The organism is Amycolatopsis endophytica (assembly GCF_013410405.1).
Taxonomy (GTDB): Bacteria; Actinomycetota; Actinomycetes; order Mycobacteriales; family Pseudonocardiaceae; genus Amycolatopsis_E; species Amycolatopsis_E endophytica.
This window is the reverse complement of record NZ_JACCFK010000001.1, coordinates 1-20,294: the sequence shown is the minus strand read 5'-3', so window position 1 is coordinate 20,294 and position 20,294 is coordinate 1. Positions and strand designations below refer to the sequence as shown.

Below are 20,294 nucleotides of genomic sequence, written 5' to 3'. Positions count from 1 at the left end.
TGGGGGCATGTTCGAAGAGCTGCCTGTCCCCGTCCTCGTGGCGCCGATGGCCGGTGGGCCGACGACGCCGGAACTCGTCGCCGCCGTCGCCGGGGCCGGAGGATCGGGATTCCTCGCCGCCGGGTACCTGACCGCCGACGCGCTCGCGAAGCTGATCGCGCGGACGCGGGAGCTGATGGACCGGCCGTTCGGGGTGAACCTGTTCGTGCCGGGGCCGGAGTCCGGTGTGGACCTTTCGCCGTACGTGCGGCGGATCGAGGAGGAGGCCCGGCACTACGAGGTCCAGCCGGGCGACCCGCGCTGGGAGGACGACGCCTACCCGGCGAAGGTCGACCTCGTGGTGGAGCAGGGGATCCCGTTCGTGTCGTTCACCTTCGGCCTGCCGTCCGCGTCGGACGTCCGGCGGCTGCACGAGGCCGGGTCGAAGGTGATCGTGACGGTGACGACGCCCGAAGAAGCGGTGCAGGCGGCCGAGGTCGGGGCGGATGCCCTGTGCGTACAGGGTTCCGAAGCCGGTGGGCACCGCGGGTTGTTCGCCGACGATCCGGCGCATCCAGCCGGGGGAGAGGTCTACGGCCTGCTGGCGTTGGTGCGACTGATCGGGTCCGCGGTGGACCTGCCGCTGATCGCCGCGGGCGGTCTCGTGCACGGCGCCGACGTCGCGGCGGTGTTGGCCGCCGGTGCCGACGCGGCCCAGCTGGGCACGGCGTTCCTGCGCGCGGACGAAGCCGGCACCCAGCCCGCGCACCGCACGGCGCTGGCCGAGGGTGGACGCGTCACCGCCGTCACGCGCGCTTTCAGCGGCCGCCCGGCGCGCGCGCTGGTGAACCGGTTCCTGACCGAGCACTCGCCCTACGCGCCCTCGGCCTACCCGCAGGTACACCACCTGACGAAGCCGGTGCGCGCCGCCGCGCACCGGGCCGGCGACCCGGAGGGGGTCAACCTCTGGGGCGGGCAGACCTACTCGATCGCGCCGGAGGGCCCGGCGTCCGAGATCGTGGCGCGCCTGGCGCGGGAGGCGAGGGCGGCACAGGAACGCCTGACCCGGCGGCTGGGGTAGCCATGGGGTCCGCTAACATGGGCGGACACCGGGCGATTAGCTCAGGGGGAGAGCGCTTCGTTCACACCGAAGAGGTCACTGGTTCGATCCCAGTATCGCCCACTCGCTATTTTAGCTGTTCAGACGGCCTGTCGACGACCATCGTCGGCGGGCCGTCGGCATTTGCGGGGAGCAGATGGGGAGCAGGGTGTGCTGACCACTTTCGCGAAACCGAAGAGGTCACGCCGCGTCCGCCCCCTGACCTGCGTGTTCGTCCCAGGTCCATCCGCCGTCCAGCTCCCACCGTCGCTGCAGTGCAGCCAGCATCGACTCGACCATGACGTCAGTCACGTGGGAGTAGAGGTCGTCGGTGTCCTTGCGCTTGTGTCCCAGGCGCACCAGCCGAAGGATTCGCGGGACGCCGTCTTCAATCAACCAGGTCTCATGTGTGTGGCGTAGGTCATGGAAGTGCATCCCCTGATTGGGTGGCGCCCAGCCACGGCTCCTGTCGCCGGCTAGGGCGGGTAGCCAGACGCGTCGACGGAAGTTGGACCGGCGGTGGAGTCCCCCGTTGGTTCCGGTGAACACGAACCGTGCGTCGGGGTTGCGTTCCCGGTGGTCCCTCAGCAGGTCGGCCAGGAACGGCGACAGGTGGATGGTGCGGACGCTTGCGGGGGTCTTCGGCGGTCCGAGTTCCAGCCGTCCGCGGACCTCGTGCAGAGCGCCGAACTTGGGGTCAATCTCGATGCGTGGGTCTTCGTCGAGGTAGGTGCGGATCCATTGCAGCCCGGCCAGCTCACCCCAGCGCATGCCGGTGTACGCGTCGGTGATGGTCATGAGCCCCTCGTCCGGCTTCATCCGGCCGCGAGTGCGTCGACTTCGTCACTGCTGGCATGGGGCCGTTCGGGACGCTCGTCGAAGCTGATGCGGAGTTTCCGGCACGGGTTCGCACCGATCAGTCCCTCGTCCACGGCTTCGCCCAGGATCATCGAGAACAACACGAGAATGTCCCGGACGGTTTTGTCGGCCAGGTTGGGGCGCAGTTTCTTGTTTACCCACCCTTTCACCTCGATTCGCGCAATGTCGCCGAGGGCCGTTCCTGACCAGCGGGGCAGGATGTGGTTGCGGATGTGCGAGTCATAAGTCGCTAGCGTCACGTCTGCGGCGTGGTGGGCGTCGGACCATGCGCGGATCCACTCGTCGATCGTGGTCTGCGCCAGCCGGGGGTCGGTGAACCGGCGTCGTCGCTGGTCGGACTCCACGTCGGCTGCGCGGTCCTCCGCTTCGTCCTGGGTGGCGAAGCCACTCTCGGTGAAGATCGTCCCGTCGTCGAGTCGATAGCGGACGCGGAAACCGCCTCGACGTTTTTCTACCCAGGCCATTGTCGGTTCTCTTTCCGGTAGGAGTGGATATGGCCGTGCCGGAAATTCGGCACGGCCGTATCCACGCTCCGTTTGCGGAGAAAATCAACCCAAATGTGGTCAGTGGGCGAAAGAATGTGTGCTTCAGCCAGGCCGACTGCGGCGGCGGCTTCGAGGCCGTGGAGATGCCCCGGTCCCCGGAGCCCGGCGCTGGGCGTGTGTCGCCGGGAGGGCCGCGTCGGAAACGATCTGCTCCAGGTTGGCGCGGGAGAACCGCAGGTGTTTTCCGAGGAAGGTGCACGGCACCTGCCGGCGAGCTGCGCGGCGGCGTAGCCATGACTCCCGAACTTGTAGCAACTCAGCCGCCTGCGCCGGGGTGAACAACACGGGGGCCGGATCAGGCGCCAGTTGGTCCGTGAGCGGCCTAACGCCGTCGTCTGTGCCCTGGGCGTCGGAATGGGCACGCTCGGCGGTCACTGACGAAGCAAGAGATGTGACAGTGTCGGCCACCCTCCGACTTGAGGTGGCGCTCGGCTCGTCGTCGGTGGTCATGGAAGTACTCCCATTCGTGACGCAGCGCGGGTGGTTCACGCGGCGTTTGGTTGGCCGACCGGAGCGCCGGAGCGGCATGACCAGGGGGAGCAGCTCCCTCCTCGTCGAGCGTCGCAGGCGTTGGAATCAGCTGCGGGTGTCGCGCTGGTGTGTCGAGGTCAACTTCGTCGAGCGGCTTGCAGGAGCGGTGCAGAAAGTATTGACCACGGAGCAGCTGTCCGTGTTTCGAGGCGTGCGGGTAGCCGTGACGGATCGCGCGGTCGAACTCGACGGCCTGTTCCCACCCGTCCGGGTCGTGGTCCCTGATCCAGCGCCAGCCCGCGTTGCCGTGAAACGGGCAACCGATGCATGCGGACTTCACCGTCGCTCCGAAGCCTCGCTCCCGGAGGTACTCGACGCACCGTGCGCGGTCGAACCCAAGGTCAAGGAGGGGGAAGATGTTGTGGATGAACCGCACACCGGAGTCTCGCGCGCGCCCGATCTCGTCGGTGCTGATCCCGATGGCCTGCTCGGCGAACACGCCGCTCGGAACTCGGCGTGGATGCGGGTATCCGAGCAACTCGCGCGCTGCCTTCTTTAGCGGGGTGATCTTGTATTCGCTGGTGCATTGACGCCGAGCGAGTCCTCGGGAACCGTCCGGGTTGAGGGTGTGCAAGGGCATCGAGACGAAGCGGTGCATCGGGTCGAGCGCATCGGTCCGGATGTTGCCGGCGGAGACCCGCTGCACCGGGATGCCCGCGCGTTCGGCGTGTACTCGAAGCCTCTCGAGATTGGCATAGACCGCCCGCGGTTCCCAGCCTGTGTCGGCGAACAGGGCGACATCGAACCTGGGAATTATGCCTTCGCAGGCCAGAAGGAGCACCGTCGTGCTCTGAACCCCGGCACCGAGGGACAGCAGGCGCAAGGCGGGCTTCGTGCTGGCAGTTCGCTGGACAGCAGTCATGCCGCGCGGTCCGCGGTTCGGGAGCTGTCATGGTGCGGAGGAAGGGGACTCACGTGCGCTGCCGTGATGGCGGCCGTTCGATGCTGAGCTGTGCGGAACACGACCACGTCCTCGTGGGCGATGAGGTGCAGGGGGAGTCCGGCTTCGCGCTGTTTGCGGATGAAGTCGCGTTGGAAGAAACTGCCGCGGGCGACCAGGTCGGTCTCCGCTGCGCGGGCGAGTAGTGCGACGTTGCGTTCGGTGGGGGTGAGTCCGGCTGCGCGGCCGCAGGCGAGGATCTGGGCGGGCAGGTCGATGAGTTCGGCGTGCTCGCGCCAGGGGCGGATGGTGATGACGACGTGGCCGCCGGGCCGGAGGAAGGTGCGCAGGCCGGCGAGGATCCGGGTGAACCCGGCGAGCAGCCGGTGGTGCCCGATGTTGGCGAGGTTGCCACGGTCGAGGGCGCTGCCGTAGCGGTGCCAGTACTTCTGGATGCCTTCGCTGGGTGCGACGGCCACGCGCCCGTGGGTCGACGGCCCGTAGGGCGGGGAGGTCACGACGAGCGCGGCCTGGCCGACGTACTCCTGCGGCAGCAGCGTCAGCAGCTGGCGGGCGTCGCCCTGGATGACGTGCGCGTCGTGGTCGATGCCCTGTTCGCGGGCCAGCTCGAGATTCGATCGGCTGACTGCGACCCAGTGGGGTTCGTACTCCACTCCGACCGCGCGGCGGCCGAGGTGCACGGCTTCGACGAGCGTGGTGCCGATGCCGCACATCGGGTCGAGCACCAGCTCGCCCGGACGGGTGTAGTGCTCGATGGCGTGGCGGGCGATGTCGGGCAGCATCTTGGCCGGATGTGCGGTCGACTCGGGCGTGTACTTGCCCTTGCGTTGGGTTGCGGGCGACACCTGCGCGGTGGTCCACACCGAGAGGTCGCGTGAATCCGGTTGGGCACCCGTCTGGTGGTCGAGCGCGTCGATGAGTGCGCGGGAGATGGGCTGCGTCGGCTCGTCGGCAGGGCCGGGCGAGGACGGAGCGCGGCGGTCGTCTGTCATGGGGTGCCTTCCTGACGATGACGGGTGAAGTCGGGGCTCGGCGCAGGTGCGTCAGGTGCCGTCGACCTGTGACTGGTGGTCGTGTGCGACAACCCGCGAGTTCGGTCGTCCGGTGTGGACGTGCGTGGGCGATGTGCTCGCCTGGGCCTGGGCGTGTTTTCCCGTTTGGGTGGTCGTGAGGCGCGATGACTCAACTTCAGGATTCATGAGCCGATCTCCATCTGGTCGAGGTTGTTGCTGCAGGGGTGAAGGTGAGGGCGGTGGGTTTGGCGCTGGCGGTGGTACGCGATGTCCGCGAGGTGCGGGCGCCGACGAGTCCGGAGGAGCTCGTCGATTTCGAGACCGACGTGCTGGCCGGGTTCGTGCTTGCCCGTGCCTCCGCGGGTCTGGCCGACAGCACTATCCGTGGTGATGTCGGGCATCTGGATCAAGTGCGGGCGTGGCTGGGCAAGCCGTTGTGGGACATGGAGCCCACGGATGGCGACGCGTACTTCGGGCGGGTGCTGCGCGGAGTTCCCAGCGGCACTCGACTGGCGCGGGCGCAGGCGATCACGACCTACTTCTCCTACCTGGAGCTGCGGCATCAGGTGGAGATCCACGCCATGACCGGCCGGGTGGTGGCTTGCCCGCTGGATGAGATGAACCGGCCGCGCGGCGCCAAGCAGGCGAAGCTGCGGATTCCGCCCACCGCGGCCGAGACGATGACACTGTTCGCCGGCTGGTCGGCCGAGTTGGCGACCTGCCGCAAGTACGCGCCGACCGCCCGCAACTACGCCGCGGCACGGCTGATGGCCGAGGTCGGGCTGCGCGTGAACGAGGTCTGCGGGCTGGACCTGAGCGACGTCAAGTGGCACCTCGGGCGGTTCGGGAAGATCCACGTCCGCCATGGCAAGGGGTCGCGCGGTTCCGGGCCGAAGGAGCGGATGGTGCCGCTGATCAACGGTGCCGATCGGACGCTGCGCTGGTACGTCGAGGACGTGTGGGGACACTTCGACGACGACCACACCCGGCCGGGAGCACCGCTGTTTCCCTCCGAGCGGTGCAACGGCGACGGGTCGTGCTCGCGGGTCGGCGATGACGCGCTGCGGCGCGGACTCGCCGCCGCGGCGAGGGACCACCTGCCGAGCTGGCCGGGCGCACTCACCCCGCACGTGCTGCGGCACTACTGCGCCTCGCAGCTCTACCACGACGGCATGGACCTCATCGCGATCCAGGAACTGCTGGGGCATTCCTGGATCGCCACGACGATGCGCTACGTCCATGTCCACCGGACCCGGATCGAAGACGCCTGGGCTGCTGGGCAGCTGCGGGCGGCGCGACGGCTGGAAGGGCTGATCTGAGTGCGCTGGAACCTGCGTCTTGCCGCGGCCAACCGCGGCATCTGGAAGGCCTCGGAGCTGCAACGCAGCCTCGCCGAGCGTGGCTTGGTGATCTCGGCCGGGAAGATGTCCGGCTTGTGGTCGGGGCAGCCGGCCTCGATCAAGCTCGACGACCTCGACGTCATCTGCGCGGTTCTGGGCTGCGAGGTCGGCGAACTCCTGCTGCCCGAACCCGACAAGGTCGCAGCACCGGGCGAGGCGGAGAGCGCACCGGCTGCGGCGGTGCCAGGGGCCGCGCGGGTGGTCCCCCGGCGGCGGGACGGTCGCTCGCTTCCCCCGGCGTGATCGGGGTGCCTGCACATCGCGACGCGGACAGTTGCAGCACCTGCTTCGCCTGGGGCGTGCTCTGGCACGACGCGGCGTGCAGGCCATGCTCGGAGTTCGCCGCCCGCCACCCGGAGGTCTCCAACTGCGGTGCCTGCCGACGCCGGCTGCCGCTGTTGAAGGGCCATTGCCGGCCCTGCTGGGCACAGGCGCAGCTGGACCGGCCCACCGGCCCCAACACGATGCTGCTGCCGTACGTCCGGCAGGTGCGGCACCACCAGCTGTGCTTCGCTGGGATGCCGCTGCAGCGCGCCGCCAGCCCTCGCACGAAGGTACCCGAGGCCGTGGCGGTGACCAGGCCCCGGCGCGCACTGCCGCAGCCGCAGTTGCTGCTGTTGCCCGACCTGCGCCGCACCTACCGCTACGGCATGGTCGACCGGCGAGACCGGCAGCCCCCGACCAACGAGTGGCTGTGCTGGGCGCTGCACCTCGCCACCACGATGGCCGAGGCCCGAGGGTTCACCCCGCAACTGACGCGGACTCTGACCCGCAACCTCACCATGCTGCTGACGCGCTACGTCGACGGCGAACTGATCCGCTACTCCAGCTATCACCCCATGCTGACCGGTCGTGGTTCCAGCCTCGCCCAGACCACCGAGATCCTGCAGACCATGGGGATCCTGCTCGACGATCGCCAGCCCACCTTTGCCCGCTGGCTTGAGGCGAAACTCACCGACATCGCCCCGGGAATCCGTGACGAGACCCGCCGACGGGTGCAGCTGATGCACACCGGCGGGCCGCGCACCCGCGCCCGCAACCACCGGACCCTGCGCGGCTACATCGACCTGCTGCGACCGGTGCTGCTGGCGTGGTCGGAACACCACGACCACCTGCGTGAGATCACCCGCAACGAGGTCGTGGCCGCGATCGCCCCGTCGCACGGCATCCGGCGCCAGATCACGCTCGTGGCGTTGCGGTCGCTGTTCTCCTGGGCCAAACGTCAGGGCGTCGTGTTCGCCAACCCCACCAACCGCATCCGGGTCGGCCAAGTCGAACCTGGTGTCCTGCAACCGCTCACCGCCGACGAGATCACCCGCACGGTTCGCGCCGCGACCACACCCCAGGCACGTGTCTTCGTTGTCCTGGCCGCCGTGCACGCCGCCCGGCCAAGCGCGATCCGCGCCCTGCACCTGACCGACCTCGACCTGCGAAACTGGCGCATCACCATCGCGGGGAGGAACCAGCCGCTCAGCGAGCTGAGCCACCAGACGTTGCTCGCCTGGTCGGACCACCGTCGACGGAACTGGCCGAACACGGCCAACCCCCATCTCATGATCAACGCGATGACCGCGATTGGCACGGGACCTGTGAGTCACGTCTGGGCCAACACGACGCTGCGCGGCTTGCCCGCGTCCCTGGAGCGGCTGCGCATCGACAGGCAACTCGACGAGGCCCTCGTCAGCGGCGCTGACCCGCTGCACCTTTCCGAGGTGTTCGACCTCGACGCCAAGACCGCGGTCCGCTACACGGCCTCCGCCCGGCAACTCCTCGAACAGCCTCACGAGGACGCCTCGCCCAGTTCCTCACGAACCGACCGGCCCGCCCCCAGAGATCGGCGCAACCGACCCGTGGGTTCGTCCTGAAATCCCTTCGCTTCGCGTGAACCCACGGGACTCTGGGCCTGGGTGAAGACGAGGACGTCCGGGTGGATGCGGTGATGCGGGAGCGGAAGCCCGCGCACTCGCGCGCGGTGCCGCGTGCGAGTGCTGTCGTCGGCCCGGTCAGGGTGCTCGTCGGGGAGGTCGAATTGGCCGTCCCGGACGGGCGTGTGGACGGCGACGATGTGTTGGAGGTAGAGCAAGTCGGCGTTCTGTCCGGCCGCGACGATGGCTCCGGTCGGGTCGGTGAGCTGGCCGGTTGTCCAGTCACAGTGCGTGAGCACCACGAGGATGCCGCCGAGCCGGAGCCGACAGGCTGCGAACAGTGCGATGAGGTCGGCGGAGTGGTCGCCGGAGAGCCCGGGCCGCAAGCTCGAAATGATCAGATCATCACCACTGCTGTGCTTTGTCTCGTCCCCCGTCATGTCGTCGTCTGCGGGGACTGCCGAGGTGGTAGGGACCAGCTCCGGAGTCGGATCGGTGCCTCCGATCAGGTCCGCCCAAAAGGGTGCTGAATTCGACGTGCCGGTGGTCGCCGGGTGTGACACGCGTTCGATGTGAGCGGTGCGGCCGAGGCGTTCGACGGCGTGCAGGGCATCGGTGAGTTCGGCATCCGGATCGGCGTCGGGAGCGCGGTCGATGACGCCGCCAGGACCCACGGGTGTGAGCTTCGGACGCGGCCCCGGTGGCGACGGCCAGGGGAGTAGGACGACCTGCGCGCCGGGCGTGCTGAAGGCGGTGACGACCCGATTGATGAGGGCCGCGGGCCATGTCGCGTTGAGGTCGATGGCGGACGAACCGGCAGGCCACACAGTCGCGGGAGTTGGGATCGGAGCGACGCCTTGTGAACGCGAGCGGCGAGTGGTGTTCGCGGGCTTGCCGGGGCTGGGCCGAGTGGTGGTCGGGGCGGTTGGCCAGGGCCTGCGGTCGCTGATGCGGCGTCGGCCGGCGCGGGTCGGGGACGGGTGCGTCGAGTCGGATCGCTTGCGGGGTGTGCGGCGGCCGGGACGGTCGGGCGTGGTCACGGGTATCCCCTCGGAGAAGGCGAGCGCGTCCGTTTGTGCGTGGCGCTGATGACACCCCTGAACTCCGAAAGAACCGCTTGGCGGGGACACGTCTTGGGGAACCTTTATCCGCGGGCCGGCAAATAGTGAGCTCGGTGCGTAATCAAGTGGATTTACCCCGGGGCATCGAGATGCGGCGGCACCGTGGCCGTGGCGGATTCGAGCGCTGACCAAACTGGTACCGATCTAGTACCGATGGGGAAAAGGTGCAGGTAGAAGGCAATTACAGGGCGGCGCATCTGATCTTGAGGGAGTACAGGGGTCGGTCGAAGACGATCTTCGATGTGACGGGTTGAAGATCGTCGGTTTGCCGTCGGTACTTGTCCGGTGCCACTTCGGTCAGCGGTTGGTAACACCTCTTGTGGCGTCCTGGGTAGGTCGTTGTTCCGGCCCGTTTGGGAGTCACTTGATGAATTCACGTGATGCCGTTCCGCGCTCGGGTTTCGAGCGTTCTGCGATGCCGTTGGACGCCGCCCGCGCGGCGTTCGAGTGGCTGGTCACCGGGGACCATCCGGTGGCGGTCGATGGCCGGTTGTTCGCCGGGTTGCCGCGGCGGCGTGTGCCGCTCAACGAGCTGCGTGACCGGCTGCTCCGGCCTCGTTGTCCGCAGACGTTGCGGGACGCGGTGTGGGCGCACCTGGTGTTGCTGGCGCGCACCGAAGGCGGCACTTGGACGGTCGGCGCGGTGGGCGTCGCGCTGCCCGCGCTGACCTCGATCGCCGCCACCCTGTCGGCGAGGTTCGCCGGCGATCCCAGTGACATCCATGCGGCGGTGCTCGCCGGATTCGTCGCCGAGCTCGAGACGATCGACCTGCGCAGGCCGCGTATCATGCTCCGGCTTCGGTGGGCTGCCTACCGCGCCGGGCACGCGTGCGTCCGCGAGGCGCTGGACGCCCCCGTGCCATCCGGTCACGGCTTCCGTTCGACGTTGCCGCCACCGCCGTGGGGGCACCCCGATTTCGTTCTCGCCCGCGCGGTGGCCGAGGGCGCGATTACCGCGGCGGAGGCCGAGCTGATCGGCGCCACCCGCTTGGAAGGAGTGCCGCTGGCCGATGCCGCGGCGGAGCGCGACGTGTCGTATCAAGCCGCGAAGAAGGCCAGGCAACGGGCCGAGCGGCGTCTCGTCGCATACCTCCGCGAGGACCTTCGCCGTGACGCGGACACCGCCGATCGCGAGTGCGACGTCGCGGCTCGGGTGGCCGACACGGTGGCCATCACCGACGTCCAACCATCACCGCGCGTAACCACTCTGCGCGCGCGGGCGGGCAAGAAACCCAGCGCGCACGTGTCCCCACGGGGCGCGTCTTCCGGAGTTCAGGGGTGCGGGACGAGACCAGCCTCCCGTGCGAACACCACCCCTTCGCCCGAGCAGCCGCAGCGGCGGCCGGGCTCGACTCCGGGAGAGCCGCGATGCGCCTGACCCGAACCCCTCGCCTGCCGCGCACGCACCACTGGCGCCGCCGGGCGCTGCTGCTGGCCGAACTCGTCGTGCTCGCCCTGCTGACCTCTGGTGCGAGCGCCCGCGGGGACACCGTGGTGCTCGCGCTCGCGGGCAGCGTCGAGGAAGTCCTCAACAACATCCGCAACTGGCTGATGGGCATCCTCGCCGGGCTGGCGACGGTGTTCCTCACCATCGGCGGTGTCCGGCGCGTGTTCGGCGGCGGCGACCCGGGGGAGCAGGAGAAGGCGAAGGAGGCGTTCAAGGCCGCCGGCATCGGCTACGTTCTGGCCGCGCTCGCCCCGCTGGTCGTCGAGGTGCTCAAAGGCATCGTGGGGGCTTGACGCGATGCGCCCCTCGAACACGCCGGACGGTCGAGCACTCACCGCTCCGCCATCACGCCGGAAGGTGCGGTTACCCAAGCTGACTCGTGGCCGGGCGCTGGTGGGGCTGGCGGTGAGCCTCGTCGTTCTGTTCGGTGGCACGCTTGCCGTCGCTGCGCTCAACCCCGGCTCGTCGATGGCGCCGCCGGCTGCCGCGCAACCACTGCCGCTTCCGACTGTCGAGCCATGTGAGCCCGGATTGCCGCTGTGCTCGCGGCCTGCGCCGACCACAGCACCGTCGCTGCCCGAGGTGCCCCTGCCACTGCCGACGGGGGCGCCGACCTCGGTCACCTGTTTCCCCGGTTCACTGCAGGACGGGTGCCCTCCGTCGCCGACTTCGACCGCTCCGCCGTGCACGGGTGAGGGCTGCATCCCGCAGCCCGGCACCAGCACACCGCCCACGGCGCCCGGTGCCGAACAGCCCGTTCCGGACGAGGAGACCGGCGACGACTGCGGCCTCACGAACATCGGCGCCTGCATCACCGACGTGATCGACCGGTTCTTCCGCGGCATCGTCGAGAGCGCGCTCAACCCGCTGCTCGAACTGCTGTCCAAGACGCTGCTGACCACCCCGACGCCGGACTCGCTGCCGCGGGTGGGTGAGCTGTGGGACAACTCCTGGCAGATCCTGCTCGTCTCCTACGCCCTGCTGATTCTCATCGCGGGTGTCATCGTGATGGGCTACCAGACCGTCCAGACCCGGCACTCGGCCAAGGAGATCGCGCCGCGCCTCGTGGTGGGGTTCCTGGCCGGTGCGTTGAGCCTGTGGGTGGCCACCAAGGGCATCCAGATCGCCAACGCCCTCGTCGCCGCCATCATGGGCGGCGGGCTCGACGCGAGTGCCGCCGGCGTGGCTCTGCGCGACCTCGTCATGGGCTCACTCAAAGGCGGCATGTGGATCATCTTCATCGGACTCGTCCTGGCCGGTTTGCTCGTCGCGCTGCTGGTGACCTACGTCGTGCGAGTCGCGTTGACGATCATCCTCATCGTCGCCGCGCCGCTGGCGCTGATGTTCCACGCCCTGCCGCAGACCGAGGGCATCGCCTACTGGTGGTGGAAAGCCTACGGCGGCTGCCTCGCGATCCAGCTCGGCCAGAGCCTGACCCTGATCACCGCGTTGAAGGTGTTCTTCACCCCCGGCGGATTCACCGTGTTCGGGCCGACCGCCTCCGGGCTCATCAACCTGCTCGTCGCTCTCGCGCTGATGTACATCCTGCTCAAAATCCCGTTCTGGATCCTGGGCTCGATCCGCGGTGGAGGCGGCCGCAGCCTGATCGGATCGCTCGTCCGGGGCTTCCTCGCCTACAAGACGTTCGGGCTTCTGGGCGGGGGCGGCGGAAAGCCCCGGAGGCCCCGAGCTACCGGCGGTGGCAACAGCCTTGGCAGCTCGTCCACGCGCTCAGCGGAGCCGAGGACCACCGCGGGCGGGCAGTACGTGTTGCCGCTGCCGGGCCTGCGCCGGACCCGGCCCAAGCCCACACCGAAGAACACTCCGGAGCCGAAACCACCACCGCGCAATCCCGGTCGTCAACTGGCGCTGCCGCTGGGCGATGACTGGCCCGAAAACAAGCCGGTGCTCGGCCGCGACGGGCAGTACCGCCTGCCCTTCGACGTTCCGCGCGCAGCGCCACCTTCAGCGGCCACGGGAGCTGCGGGAACGAGCGGTCGACGGGCGCCTCGCGGGCGCACCGGGAAACAACTCGAGCTGCCGTTCGACCCCTACCAGGGCAACCGGCCGCTCCGGTCCGGCCAGTACCCACTGCCGCTGGACGGACTGCGCAAGGTGCCTCGGCCGGCGAGCCCGCCACCGCCTCCCGCTCGTCGCGGAACCGGCCGGCGCGTGATCCAGCCGCCGCTGCCCTTTGACCCCTACGAGGGCAACCGACCGACCCGGTCCGGTCAGTACCCGCTGCCCCTGGACGGCCTGAAACACGTGCCGCCCAAGCCCGCGCCGCCACCACCGCCCAAGCCACGTGCACCGAAGGCCGGACGGCAGTTGCGACTCCCGCTCGACCTGCCCAAGCCCGCCAAGACGCCGCCCCCGCGCGTGACCCCGCCACCGCCGACGAACGTGCGACGGCGCAAGCCAGGAGGTAGCACGTCATGACCGAACCCGTTCGCATTCCCGCCGACGTCGACATGCACGACCGCGTGCTCGGCCCGCTCACCGCGCGCCAGCTGGGCATCCTCGCCGCGGCCGGAGCGGCGCTGTACCTGGTGTGGCTCGTCACGCGCGCGTTCCTGCCGATCCCGCTCTTCGCCGCCTTCGCGGTTCCGGTCGGCGCGGCGTCGGTGATGCTCGCCCTGGGCAAGCGCGACGGTGTCCCGCTGGACAAGCTCCTGATCGCCGCGATCCGCCAGCGGATCGCTCCGCGACACCGCGTCGCCGCGCCGGAAGGCGTCCGTCCGGCGCCCGCGTGGCTCACCGCGAACGCGGACCAGGGAGCCGGCCGCCGCGGGCCAGCGTCCGAGGCTGAACCCGTCTCCCCGACCGCGCTGCGCCTGCCGGCTGAGGCAGTCACGGAGACCGGCGTGGTGGACCTGGGCCCGGACGGGTTGACGGTCGTCGCCGTCGCGAGCACGGTGAACTTCGCGCTCCGGACACCGGCCGAGCAGGAGGCACTGGTCGCCTCGTTCGGGCGCTACCTGCACTCACTGACCGCCCCGGTCCAGGTGCTGGTGCGCACCGAGCGTCTCGACCTCTCCGCTCAGATCGCCGAGCTGCGCGAGCGCGCGGGTGGCCTGCCGCACCCGGCGTTGGAAGCGGCCGCGGTCGAGCACGCCGACTACCTGGTCCAGCTCGGGCAGGAGTCCGATCTGCTGCGACGGCAGGTGCTGCTCGTGCTGCGGGAACCGCTCGCCGCAGCCGACCCTCCTGACGGACTCGGCGGCCCTGGGGCGCTGGCCGCTCTGCAGGGCCGCCGCAACCGGACGCCCGGCCAGGCCGACGCCGCCGCACGACGAGCGGCCGAGTCACGCCTGGTGCGCCGCCTCACCGAAGCCGTGGAGCTGCTGTCCCCAGCCGGGATCACGGTGACCCCGCTCGACGCGGGGCAGGCCACCGCGGTCCTGGCCTCGGCGTGCAACCCCGACAGCCTCTTGCCCCCATCAGCCGGGCTCGCCGGCGCGGATGAGGTCATCACTACCGCTTCGGACCCGGCGGATGACGACGCCGCCCGGTGGCGTGCGGATGCACGTGCAGAGGACGAGCCCGCGTGGGGCGAGGACGACTGGGACTACGAGGACGAGCGAGAGGAGCAGTTCTGATGCGCCATCGCAGCCACCACCGTCGGCCTGGCCAACCGGCCTCCCCGGCCGCAGCCGCATTCACGCCGGACGCCCTGTCGGTGGGGGCGCGGCACCTGGAGGTCGGCGGCGAATGGGTCGCCAGCTTCGCGGTCATCGGCTACCCGCGCGAGGTGCACCCCGGCTGGCTGGCTCCGCTGCTGACCTACCCCGGCCGCTTGGACGTCTCCGTGCACGTCGAGCCGATCGACCCTGCCACCGCCGCCGCCCGGTTGAAGAAGCAGCTCGCCAAGCTCGAGGCCGGCCGACGCCACACCGCCGAGCACGGCCGGCTGTTCGACCCCCACGTCGAGGCCGCCACCGAAGACGCCTACGACCTGTCCTCCCGCGTCGCCCGAGGCGAGGGCAAGCTGTTCCGCGTCGGGCTGTACCTGACCATCCACGCCACCACCCAACGCGCTCTCGCCGAGGAAGTCGCGGCACTGCGGTCACTGTGCGCCAGCCTGCTGCTGGACGCCAAGCACACCACCTACCGCAGCCTCCAGGGGTGGGTGTCGACCTTGCCGCTGAGCCTGGACCTGATCGGCATGCGCCGCACCTTCGACACCGCAGCGTTGTCGGCCGCGTTCCCGTTCACCAGCCCGGACCTGCCCGCGCCTGATCCGACCTCGGTCGCGGCACCGGCCGGGGTGCTCTACGGGTACAACATCGGCTCCCAGGGGCTGGTCCACTGGGACCGCTTCGGCGAGGGCATGCACAACCACAACTCGGTCATCCTTGGCCGCTCGGGCGCGGGGAAGTCATACCTGGTCAAGTTGGAGCTGCTGCGTTCGCTGTACCGCGGGATCGAGGTCGCCGTTGTCGATCCGGAGGACGAGTATGCCCGGCTCGCGGCCGCCGTCGGGGGAACCAACGTCCACCTCGGCGTGCCCGGAGTTCGGCTCAACCCGTTCGATTTGCCCATCCACACGCGGCCGGACGGACGACGCACCGCACCGAAGGACGCGCTCGTTCGGCGCAGCCTGTTCCTGCACACCGCGATCGAAGTTCTTCTCGGCGGTGAACCGTCGGCAGCCGAGCGGGCCGCGCTGGACCGCGCGATCGCCGCGACCTACCAGAGCGTGGGCATCACCACCGATCCCCGCACCTGGACCCGACCCTCACCCGAGCTGCGCACACTGCGAGAAAAGCTCGCTAGCTCCGGTGACGGTGCCGGCCGCGAGCTCGCCGCGCGGTTGCATCCGTTCGTCGAGGGCGCGTTCAAGCAGCTCTTCGACGGGCCCAGCACCGTTCAACCCGAGGGACAGCTCGTGGTGTTCAGCCTCCGCGACCTGCCCGACGAGCTGAAAGCGATCGGCACGCTGCTCACGCTCGACGTCATCTGGCGGCGAGTGTCGAACCCCGCGATCCGCCGGCCGCGGATGGTGGCGGTGGACGAGGCATGGCTTTTGCTGCAAGACAAGGCCGGTGCCGAGTTCTTGTTCCGTTCGGCGAAAGCCTTCCGCAAGTACTGGGCCGGTCTGACAGTGGCGACCCAGGACGTCGACGACGTCCTCGGCACCGACCTCGGCAAAGCCGTCGTGGCCAACGCGGCCACCCAGATCCTGCTCCGGCAGGCCCCGCAAGCCATCGACGAGATCGCCCGCACCTTCACCCTCTCCGCCGGAGAACGCCAGTTCCTGCTCGCAGCCGACCGCGGCCAGGGACTGCTGTCGACCGGAACCCAGCGCGTGGCCTTCCAGAGCATGGCGTCGCCGACCGAGCACTACCTGATCACCAGCGATCCGGTCGAACTCGCCGAGCAAGACGACGACCAGGCTGCCGCGTTCGTCGACCTCGGTCCTCAGCCCGTCGAGGGCGAGGAAATCAGCCTCGATGCCCCTTGATCACTGGGAGACGCGTCCTATGTGGATACGTTCCGCTTCCGCCGATTGGCTAGAGAACTACCTGCGTGACCCTGCTGGTGCGTTGGTCGCGTTGCTGAGCCGACTCCGCGATCTCGCCGTGGATGAAGGCCCGATCGCCGTGCCGGTGCTCGCCGTGCTTATCGCGACGCTCTTCGCCGGGCGAAGGTGGTGGGCGCGACGGTGCCACGAGCGACTCGTCGCCGACGCACGTCAAGTCACCGTGCTCGCCCCTCCCACCGTCGATCCAGCCGGCGGCGCCGCGCTGTGGTCCAACCTCGTGGGCCTTCTGCGGCCCGGCTGGCGACGGGCGCTCACCGGACAACCGCACGTGGCCTGCGAGTACGTGTTCTCCGAGGCAGGGGTTGCGATCCGGTTGTGGGTGCCCGGCGCCATCCCACCCGGCCTCGTCGAGCGCGCCCTCGAGGCCACGTGGCCCGGCGCCCACACCCAGGTGCGGCCTGCTGAGCCGCCACTGCCAGCTCCCGCGACGGCGAGCGGCGGCTCGTAGTCGGCGGCGAGCTGCGGCTCGCGCGGTCGGAGGCACTGCCTATTCGCACGGCCTTCGAGGCCGACCCGATCCGCGCGCTGATCGGCGCGCCGGTCGGACTGGGTCGCAACGAGCACGCCTGCGTGCAGGTCCTGGCCCGCCCGGTCACCGGCCGCCGCGTCCAACGAGCCCGCCGCGCCGCCCGGCAGGTCCACACCGGCAGTTCGGTGCGGGCTGGTCGGCCGCCTGCTGGACGCGGTCACCCCTGGATGTCACGAACCCGCCGCACGACGCTGCACCGCACGAAGACCGGTGCTCTGCATAGCGACCCGCAAACCTCGCTCGAGTACGCGGCACAAAACGGGCATCGTCGCCAAGCAGCGCGGCAGCCAGTTCGAGACGTCGTCCGCTACGCCGTCGCCACCATCCTCCCCTCAAGTGCCGACGCCGACGCTGTCAGCGCAGCCCGAGAGGTCGCCCGCGGGCGCGCACACGCCCTCGCCGCATCGTTCGCCTCCTACACCGAGCACAACCACTACACGCGACACCGCCTTCGCCGCCCCGAGCAGGTGATCGGCTCCCGGCTTTCTGGCGCGGGGCGACCTGCTGTCGGTGCCTGAGCTGGCCGCGATAGCCCACCTCCGACCGACGAGGCCATCCCGGGGCTGCAGCGCGCCGGGGCCCGCGCCATTGCGCCTCCACCTGGCATCGCCGTCCCAGGGCCCGAAGCCAAACCGCTCGGCGTCACGACACACGCGCACGAACGGCCCGTCGCCCTGCGAGTCCCCGACGCCCGACAACCATCTGCACGTGCCTAGGCGCGACCGGCTCCGGCAAATCGACCTTGCTGGCACGATCGTCCTGGCCGACGCCGAGGCCGGCCGCGGAACCGTCCTGATCGATCCCAAAGGCGATCTCGTCACCGACGTCCTGTCCCGGCTACCCCGCTCCGCGGCCGACCGGGTCGTGCTCTTCGACGCCGACAGCAAGGTCCGCCCACCATGCCTCAACCCGCTGGACGGCGGCGAAACCGACCTGATGGTGGACAACCTCGTCTCCGTGTTCCGCCGGGTCTACTCAGCGTTCTGGGGCCCGCGCACCGACGACGTGATGCGCGCGGCCTGCCTGACCCTCCGGTCCCAGGAAGGCGTCGCCACCCTCGCGGACCTGCCGAAACTGCTGGCCGACGAAGCCTTCCGCAGCCGCGTCACCGCCGGCATCACCGATCCGGTCCTACGTGGCTTCTGGTCCTGGTATGAGGAGCTCACCGACTCGGCCCGCTCGCAGGTCATCAGCCCGTTGATGAACAAGCTCCGCGCCTTCCTGCTGCGCCCCTTCGTCCGCGCCGCCATCGCGGGAGGACACTCCACAGTCGACCTCGACCAAGTGCTCGATGGTGGCATCTGTTTGGTGCGAATCCCGAAGGGCTCATTGGGGGAGGAGACCACCCGGTTGGTCGGGTCGCTGGTCGTGGCGCGCACCTGGCAGGCGATCACCGGCCGCGCGCGCATCCCTCAGCGTCGTCGCAGGGACGCGAGCCTGGTGATCGACGAGTGCCACAACTTCCTCAACCTGCCCTATCCGATCGAGGACATGCTCGCCGAGGCCCGCGGGTTCCGAACCTCGATGACGCTGGCGCACCAGCACCTCGGCCAGCTTCCCCGCGAACTCCGCGAAGGTATCTCGACCAACGCACGCAGCAAGATCTTCTTCAACGCCTCGCCCGAAGACGCACGTGAGCTGGCCCGCCACACCGCGCCACGGCTATCTGACCACGACCTGGCCCACCTCGGCGCCTACCACGCCGCCGCCCGACTCGTCCTGAACGGCGAAGAGGCACAGCCGTTCACCCTTCGCACCCTGCCGCTCCCGCCACCGGTTCCCGGTCGCGCACGCGCAATCCGCGCCGCCGCTCGTCGCGCCACGCCCGTCACCAGGCTCGGCACCACGAGGCTGAGCGGTAGGTCGCCGGGCAGCGCGGCACCCGCCAACCGCACCGAGCGAGTCACCGGCGCACACAGCGCTGATCCCCGGCGGCGCAGCTGAACCCATCCAACTTGACCTCGTTGGAGGCGACCTTGATCACCAACCCGACTCCCCAGCGAGCGCTGCGTGGACACAGGCCCGCTCGCCCGAGCCCGCGCGTCGCGAATTCGGCCGAGCACCAGGCTGCGCTGGCGGTGCGGCTGACGCCGCGGGACAAATGGATCGCCCGGATGCTGTGGGAGCACCGGGTCCTGACCTCGCACCAGGTCACCGCCCTCGCGTTTCCCAGCTTCAGGTCAGGACGCCAGCGGCTGCGCGAGCTCTACCTGTGGGGCGTGGTGGACCGCTTCCAGCCGTTCGTCACCGTCGGGACAGCGCCGATGCATTACGTGCTCGCCCCGGCCGGCGCCACGGTGCTCGCCGCTGAGGACGGCCGGGACGTCAAGGAGATGGGCTACCGGCACGACCGCGCCTTCGCCGTCGCACACAGCCTGCGGCTCGCACACACCGTCGGGGTGAACGAGTGGTTCACCACCCTCGTCGCCCGCGCACGCCACGAGCCGGGCGCCTTGACGGCCTGGTGGTCCGAGACACGGTGCAGCCGTCACTTCGGCGACCTCGTCCGGCCCGACGCCTACGGCCGGTGGCAGCAGGGGGACCGGCAGATCGAGTGGTTCCTGGAGTACGACTTCGGCACCGAGCCCCTGGCCAAGCTTGCCGGGAAACTGTCCGGCTACGCCGCCCTGGCGGAAGCCACCGGCATCACCACCCCAGTGCTGGTGTGGCTGCCGACCTCGCGCCGGGAGGTCAACGCCCGCCGGGTACTCGCCCGAGCTCAGGCTCAGCTGACCGAGCCGCACACCGTGCCCGTCGCGACCGCGGCGGCCGCCCTGCTCGACCCCGACGCCGCACACCCGAGCCCCGCCGACGAGGTCTGGCTTCCCCTCGACCCCGAGGGCCGTTGCGCCGACGGACACTCGCCGGCCTCGCCGACGCCTGGCCCGGCCTCCCGCCACCGGTCGCCGCGGACGACACCGCGCCCGGCCCGGTGCCGCCTCCGCCCTCGCCGATGCCGCCCCCGCCACAGCGGTAGGCGCGCAGGTGTCCGCTTCAGTCAAGACGGCGGCGGTCGCGGCGGCCGTGGTGCTGCTCATTCCGGTTCTGATCGGCGCGGCCGCCGCCGGTGTGGTCGCCTCCCTGTTCACCAGCGGTGGCGGTGCTGACTGTGCTCCCGCCGGTGCCAGCCCCGCGACCGGAGTCGCGGGATATGACCCCGAACAGCTTGCCAACGCCGCCACCATCGTCGCCGTCGGCAAGCAGATGCGAGTGCCCGAGTACGGGTGGGTGATCGCCATCGCCGCGGCCATGCAGGAGTCCCGGCTGCACAACCTCGACTATGGGACCGGGACAGCCTCGGCCTCTTCCAGCAACGGCCCTCGCAAGGCTGGGGCACCCCGGCGCAGATCCTCAACCCCAGCTACGCCGCCACCCAGTTCTACGAGCACCTGCTCGCCGTGCCGAACTGGCAACAGATGAGCGTCACCGGCGCCGCGCAG

General features: G+C 70.0%; 15 protein-coding genes, 1 tRNA gene and 3 pseudogenes. 13 read left to right on the top strand and 6 right to left on the bottom strand.

Annotation, left to right across the window (positions count from 1 at the left end; translation table 11 throughout):
• Positions 1–7 precede the first annotated feature (7 nt).
• Positions 8–1,060: a nitronate monooxygenase gene (locus HNR02_RS00080; protein ID WP_179771181.1), complete on the top strand. Its 1,053-nt coding sequence runs from the start codon at positions 8–10 to the stop codon at positions 1,058–1,060.
• A 30-nt stretch (positions 1,061–1,090) separates the two neighbouring features.
• Positions 1,091–1,162, top strand: a tRNA-Val gene (locus HNR02_RS00075).
• 117 nt (positions 1,163–1,279) lie between these two features.
• Here HNR02_RS00075 and HNR02_RS34985 read toward each other — a convergent pair.
• From HNR02_RS34985 to HNR02_RS00060, 5 genes are all read right to left on the bottom strand, one after another.
• Complete coding sequence (locus HNR02_RS34985) at positions 1,280–1,876, bottom strand: tyrosine-type recombinase/integrase (protein WP_218902552.1); 597 nt, start codon at positions 1,874–1,876, stop codon at positions 1,280–1,282.
• 17 nt (positions 1,877–1,893) lie between these two features.
• A complete protein-coding gene (locus HNR02_RS34980; protein WP_218902550.1) occupies positions 1,894–2,421 on the bottom strand; it encodes a site-specific integrase in 528 nt (175 codons plus the stop codon).
• 123 nt (positions 2,422–2,544) lie between these two features.
• Positions 2,545–2,787, bottom strand: coding sequence for a helix-turn-helix domain-containing protein (locus HNR02_RS36690; protein WP_376772810.1), 243 nt, complete (start codon positions 2,785–2,787; stop codon positions 2,545–2,547).
• Between the two features lie 37 nt (positions 2,788–2,824).
• Positions 2,825–3,856 carry a hypothetical protein gene (locus tag HNR02_RS00065; RefSeq protein WP_218902548.1) on the bottom strand — a complete coding sequence of 344 codons (1,032 nt, stop codon included), beginning with the start codon at positions 3,854–3,856 and terminating at the stop codon, positions 2,825–2,827.
• Positions 3,857–3,891: 35 nt separating this feature from the next.
• Positions 3,892–4,926 (bottom strand): TRM11 family SAM-dependent methyltransferase, encoded by a 1,035-nt coding sequence (locus HNR02_RS00060; protein ID WP_179771180.1) that lies wholly within the window; start codon positions 4,924–4,926, stop codon positions 3,892–3,894.
• 260 nt (positions 4,927–5,186) lie between these two features.
• On the opposite strand from HNR02_RS00060, the gene HNR02_RS00055 reads away from it, so the two are divergent.
• The 3 genes from HNR02_RS00055 to HNR02_RS00045 are packed head-to-tail and all read left to right on the top strand — an operon-like array spanning position 5,187 to position 8,212.
• Positions 5,187–6,266 carry a tyrosine-type recombinase/integrase gene (locus HNR02_RS00055; protein ID WP_312860857.1) on the top strand — a complete coding sequence of 360 codons (1,080 nt, stop codon included), beginning with the start codon at positions 5,187–5,189 and terminating at the stop codon, positions 6,264–6,266.
• Positions 6,267–6,590: a helix-turn-helix domain-containing protein gene (locus HNR02_RS00050; protein ID WP_179771179.1), complete on the top strand. Its 324-nt coding sequence runs from the start codon at positions 6,267–6,269 to the stop codon at positions 6,588–6,590.
• A 5-nt stretch (positions 6,591–6,595) separates the two neighbouring features.
• A complete protein-coding gene (locus tag HNR02_RS00045; protein WP_218902546.1) occupies positions 6,596–8,212 on the top strand; it encodes an integrase in 1,617 nt (538 codons plus the stop codon).
• Here HNR02_RS00045 and HNR02_RS00040 read toward each other — a convergent pair.
• On the bottom strand, positions 8,128–8,886 hold the full coding sequence (locus HNR02_RS00040; protein WP_179771177.1) for a hypothetical protein: 759 nt from the start codon (positions 8,884–8,886) through the stop codon (positions 8,128–8,130). The two genes, HNR02_RS00045 and HNR02_RS00040, sit on opposite strands and share 85 nt — an antisense overlap.
• Before the next feature lie 862 nt (positions 8,887–9,748).
• Here HNR02_RS00040 and HNR02_RS00035 point away from each other — a divergent pair.
• From HNR02_RS00035 to HNR02_RS36935, 8 genes and pseudogenes are all read left to right on the top strand, one after another.
• Entirely contained in the window at positions 9,749–10,711 is a 963-nt protein-coding gene (locus HNR02_RS00035) for a hypothetical protein (RefSeq protein WP_246338471.1), read from the top strand.
• Entirely contained in the window at positions 10,702–11,073 is a 372-nt protein-coding gene (locus HNR02_RS00030; protein ID WP_246338470.1) for a pilin, read from the top strand. Before HNR02_RS00035 ends, HNR02_RS00030 begins: the two co-directional genes overlap by 10 nt.
• A 64-nt stretch (positions 11,074–11,137) precedes the next feature.
• A complete protein-coding gene (locus tag HNR02_RS00025) occupies positions 11,138–13,219 on the top strand; it encodes a TrbL/VirB6 family protein (RefSeq protein WP_312860856.1) in 2,082 nt (693 codons plus the stop codon).
• Complete coding sequence (locus tag HNR02_RS00020; protein ID WP_179771176.1) at positions 13,216–14,379, top strand: PrgI family protein; 1,164 nt, start codon at positions 13,216–13,218, stop codon at positions 14,377–14,379. The genes HNR02_RS00025 and HNR02_RS00020 overlap by 4 nt, the downstream gene beginning before the upstream one ends.
• Positions 14,379–16,244, top strand: a complete 1,866-nt coding sequence (locus HNR02_RS00015; protein ID WP_179771175.1) for a VirB4 family type IV secretion system protein — start codon at positions 14,379–14,381, stop codon at positions 16,242–16,244. The genes HNR02_RS00020 and HNR02_RS00015 overlap by 1 nt, the downstream gene beginning before the upstream one ends.
• 19 nt (positions 16,245–16,263) lie before the next feature.
• Positions 16,264–18,798: pseudogene (locus HNR02_RS36685) on the top strand (DUF8128 domain-containing protein).
• 32 nt (positions 18,799–18,830) lie between these two features.
• Positions 18,831–19,831 (top strand): annotated as a pseudogene (locus tag HNR02_RS00005) (replication-relaxation family protein).
• 8 nt (positions 19,832–19,839) lie between these two features.
• Positions 19,840–20,294 (top strand): annotated as a pseudogene (locus tag HNR02_RS36935) (M23 family metallopeptidase); the annotation flags it as partial.

Bases quoted from the DNA above. Each gene is read 5' to 3' on its own strand.
- HNR02_RS00080 (WP_179771181.1), top strand. From the start codon at position 8: ATGTTCGAAGAGCTGCCTGTCCCCGTCCTCGTGGCGCCGATGGCCGGT.
- HNR02_RS34985 (WP_218902552.1), bottom strand. From the start codon at position 1,876: ATGACCATCACCGACGCGTACACCGGCATGCGCTGGGGTGAGCTGGCC.
- HNR02_RS34980 (WP_218902550.1), bottom strand. From the start codon at position 2,421: ATGGCCTGGGTAGAAAAACGTCGAGGCGGTTTCCGCGTCCGCTATCGA.
- HNR02_RS00060 (WP_179771180.1), bottom strand. From the start codon at position 4,926: ATGACAGACGACCGCCGCGCTCCGTCCTCGCCCGGCCCTGCCGACGAG.
- HNR02_RS00035 (WP_246338471.1), top strand. From the start codon at position 9,749: ATGCCGTTGGACGCCGCCCGCGCGGCGTTCGAGTGGCTGGTCACCGGG.
- HNR02_RS00030 (WP_246338470.1), top strand. From the start codon at position 10,702: ATGCGCCTGACCCGAACCCCTCGCCTGCCGCGCACGCACCACTGGCGC.
- HNR02_RS00020 (WP_179771176.1), top strand. From the start codon at position 13,216: ATGACCGAACCCGTTCGCATTCCCGCCGACGTCGACATGCACGACCGC.
- HNR02_RS00015 (WP_179771175.1), top strand. From the start codon at position 14,379: ATGCGCCATCGCAGCCACCACCGTCGGCCTGGCCAACCGGCCTCCCCG.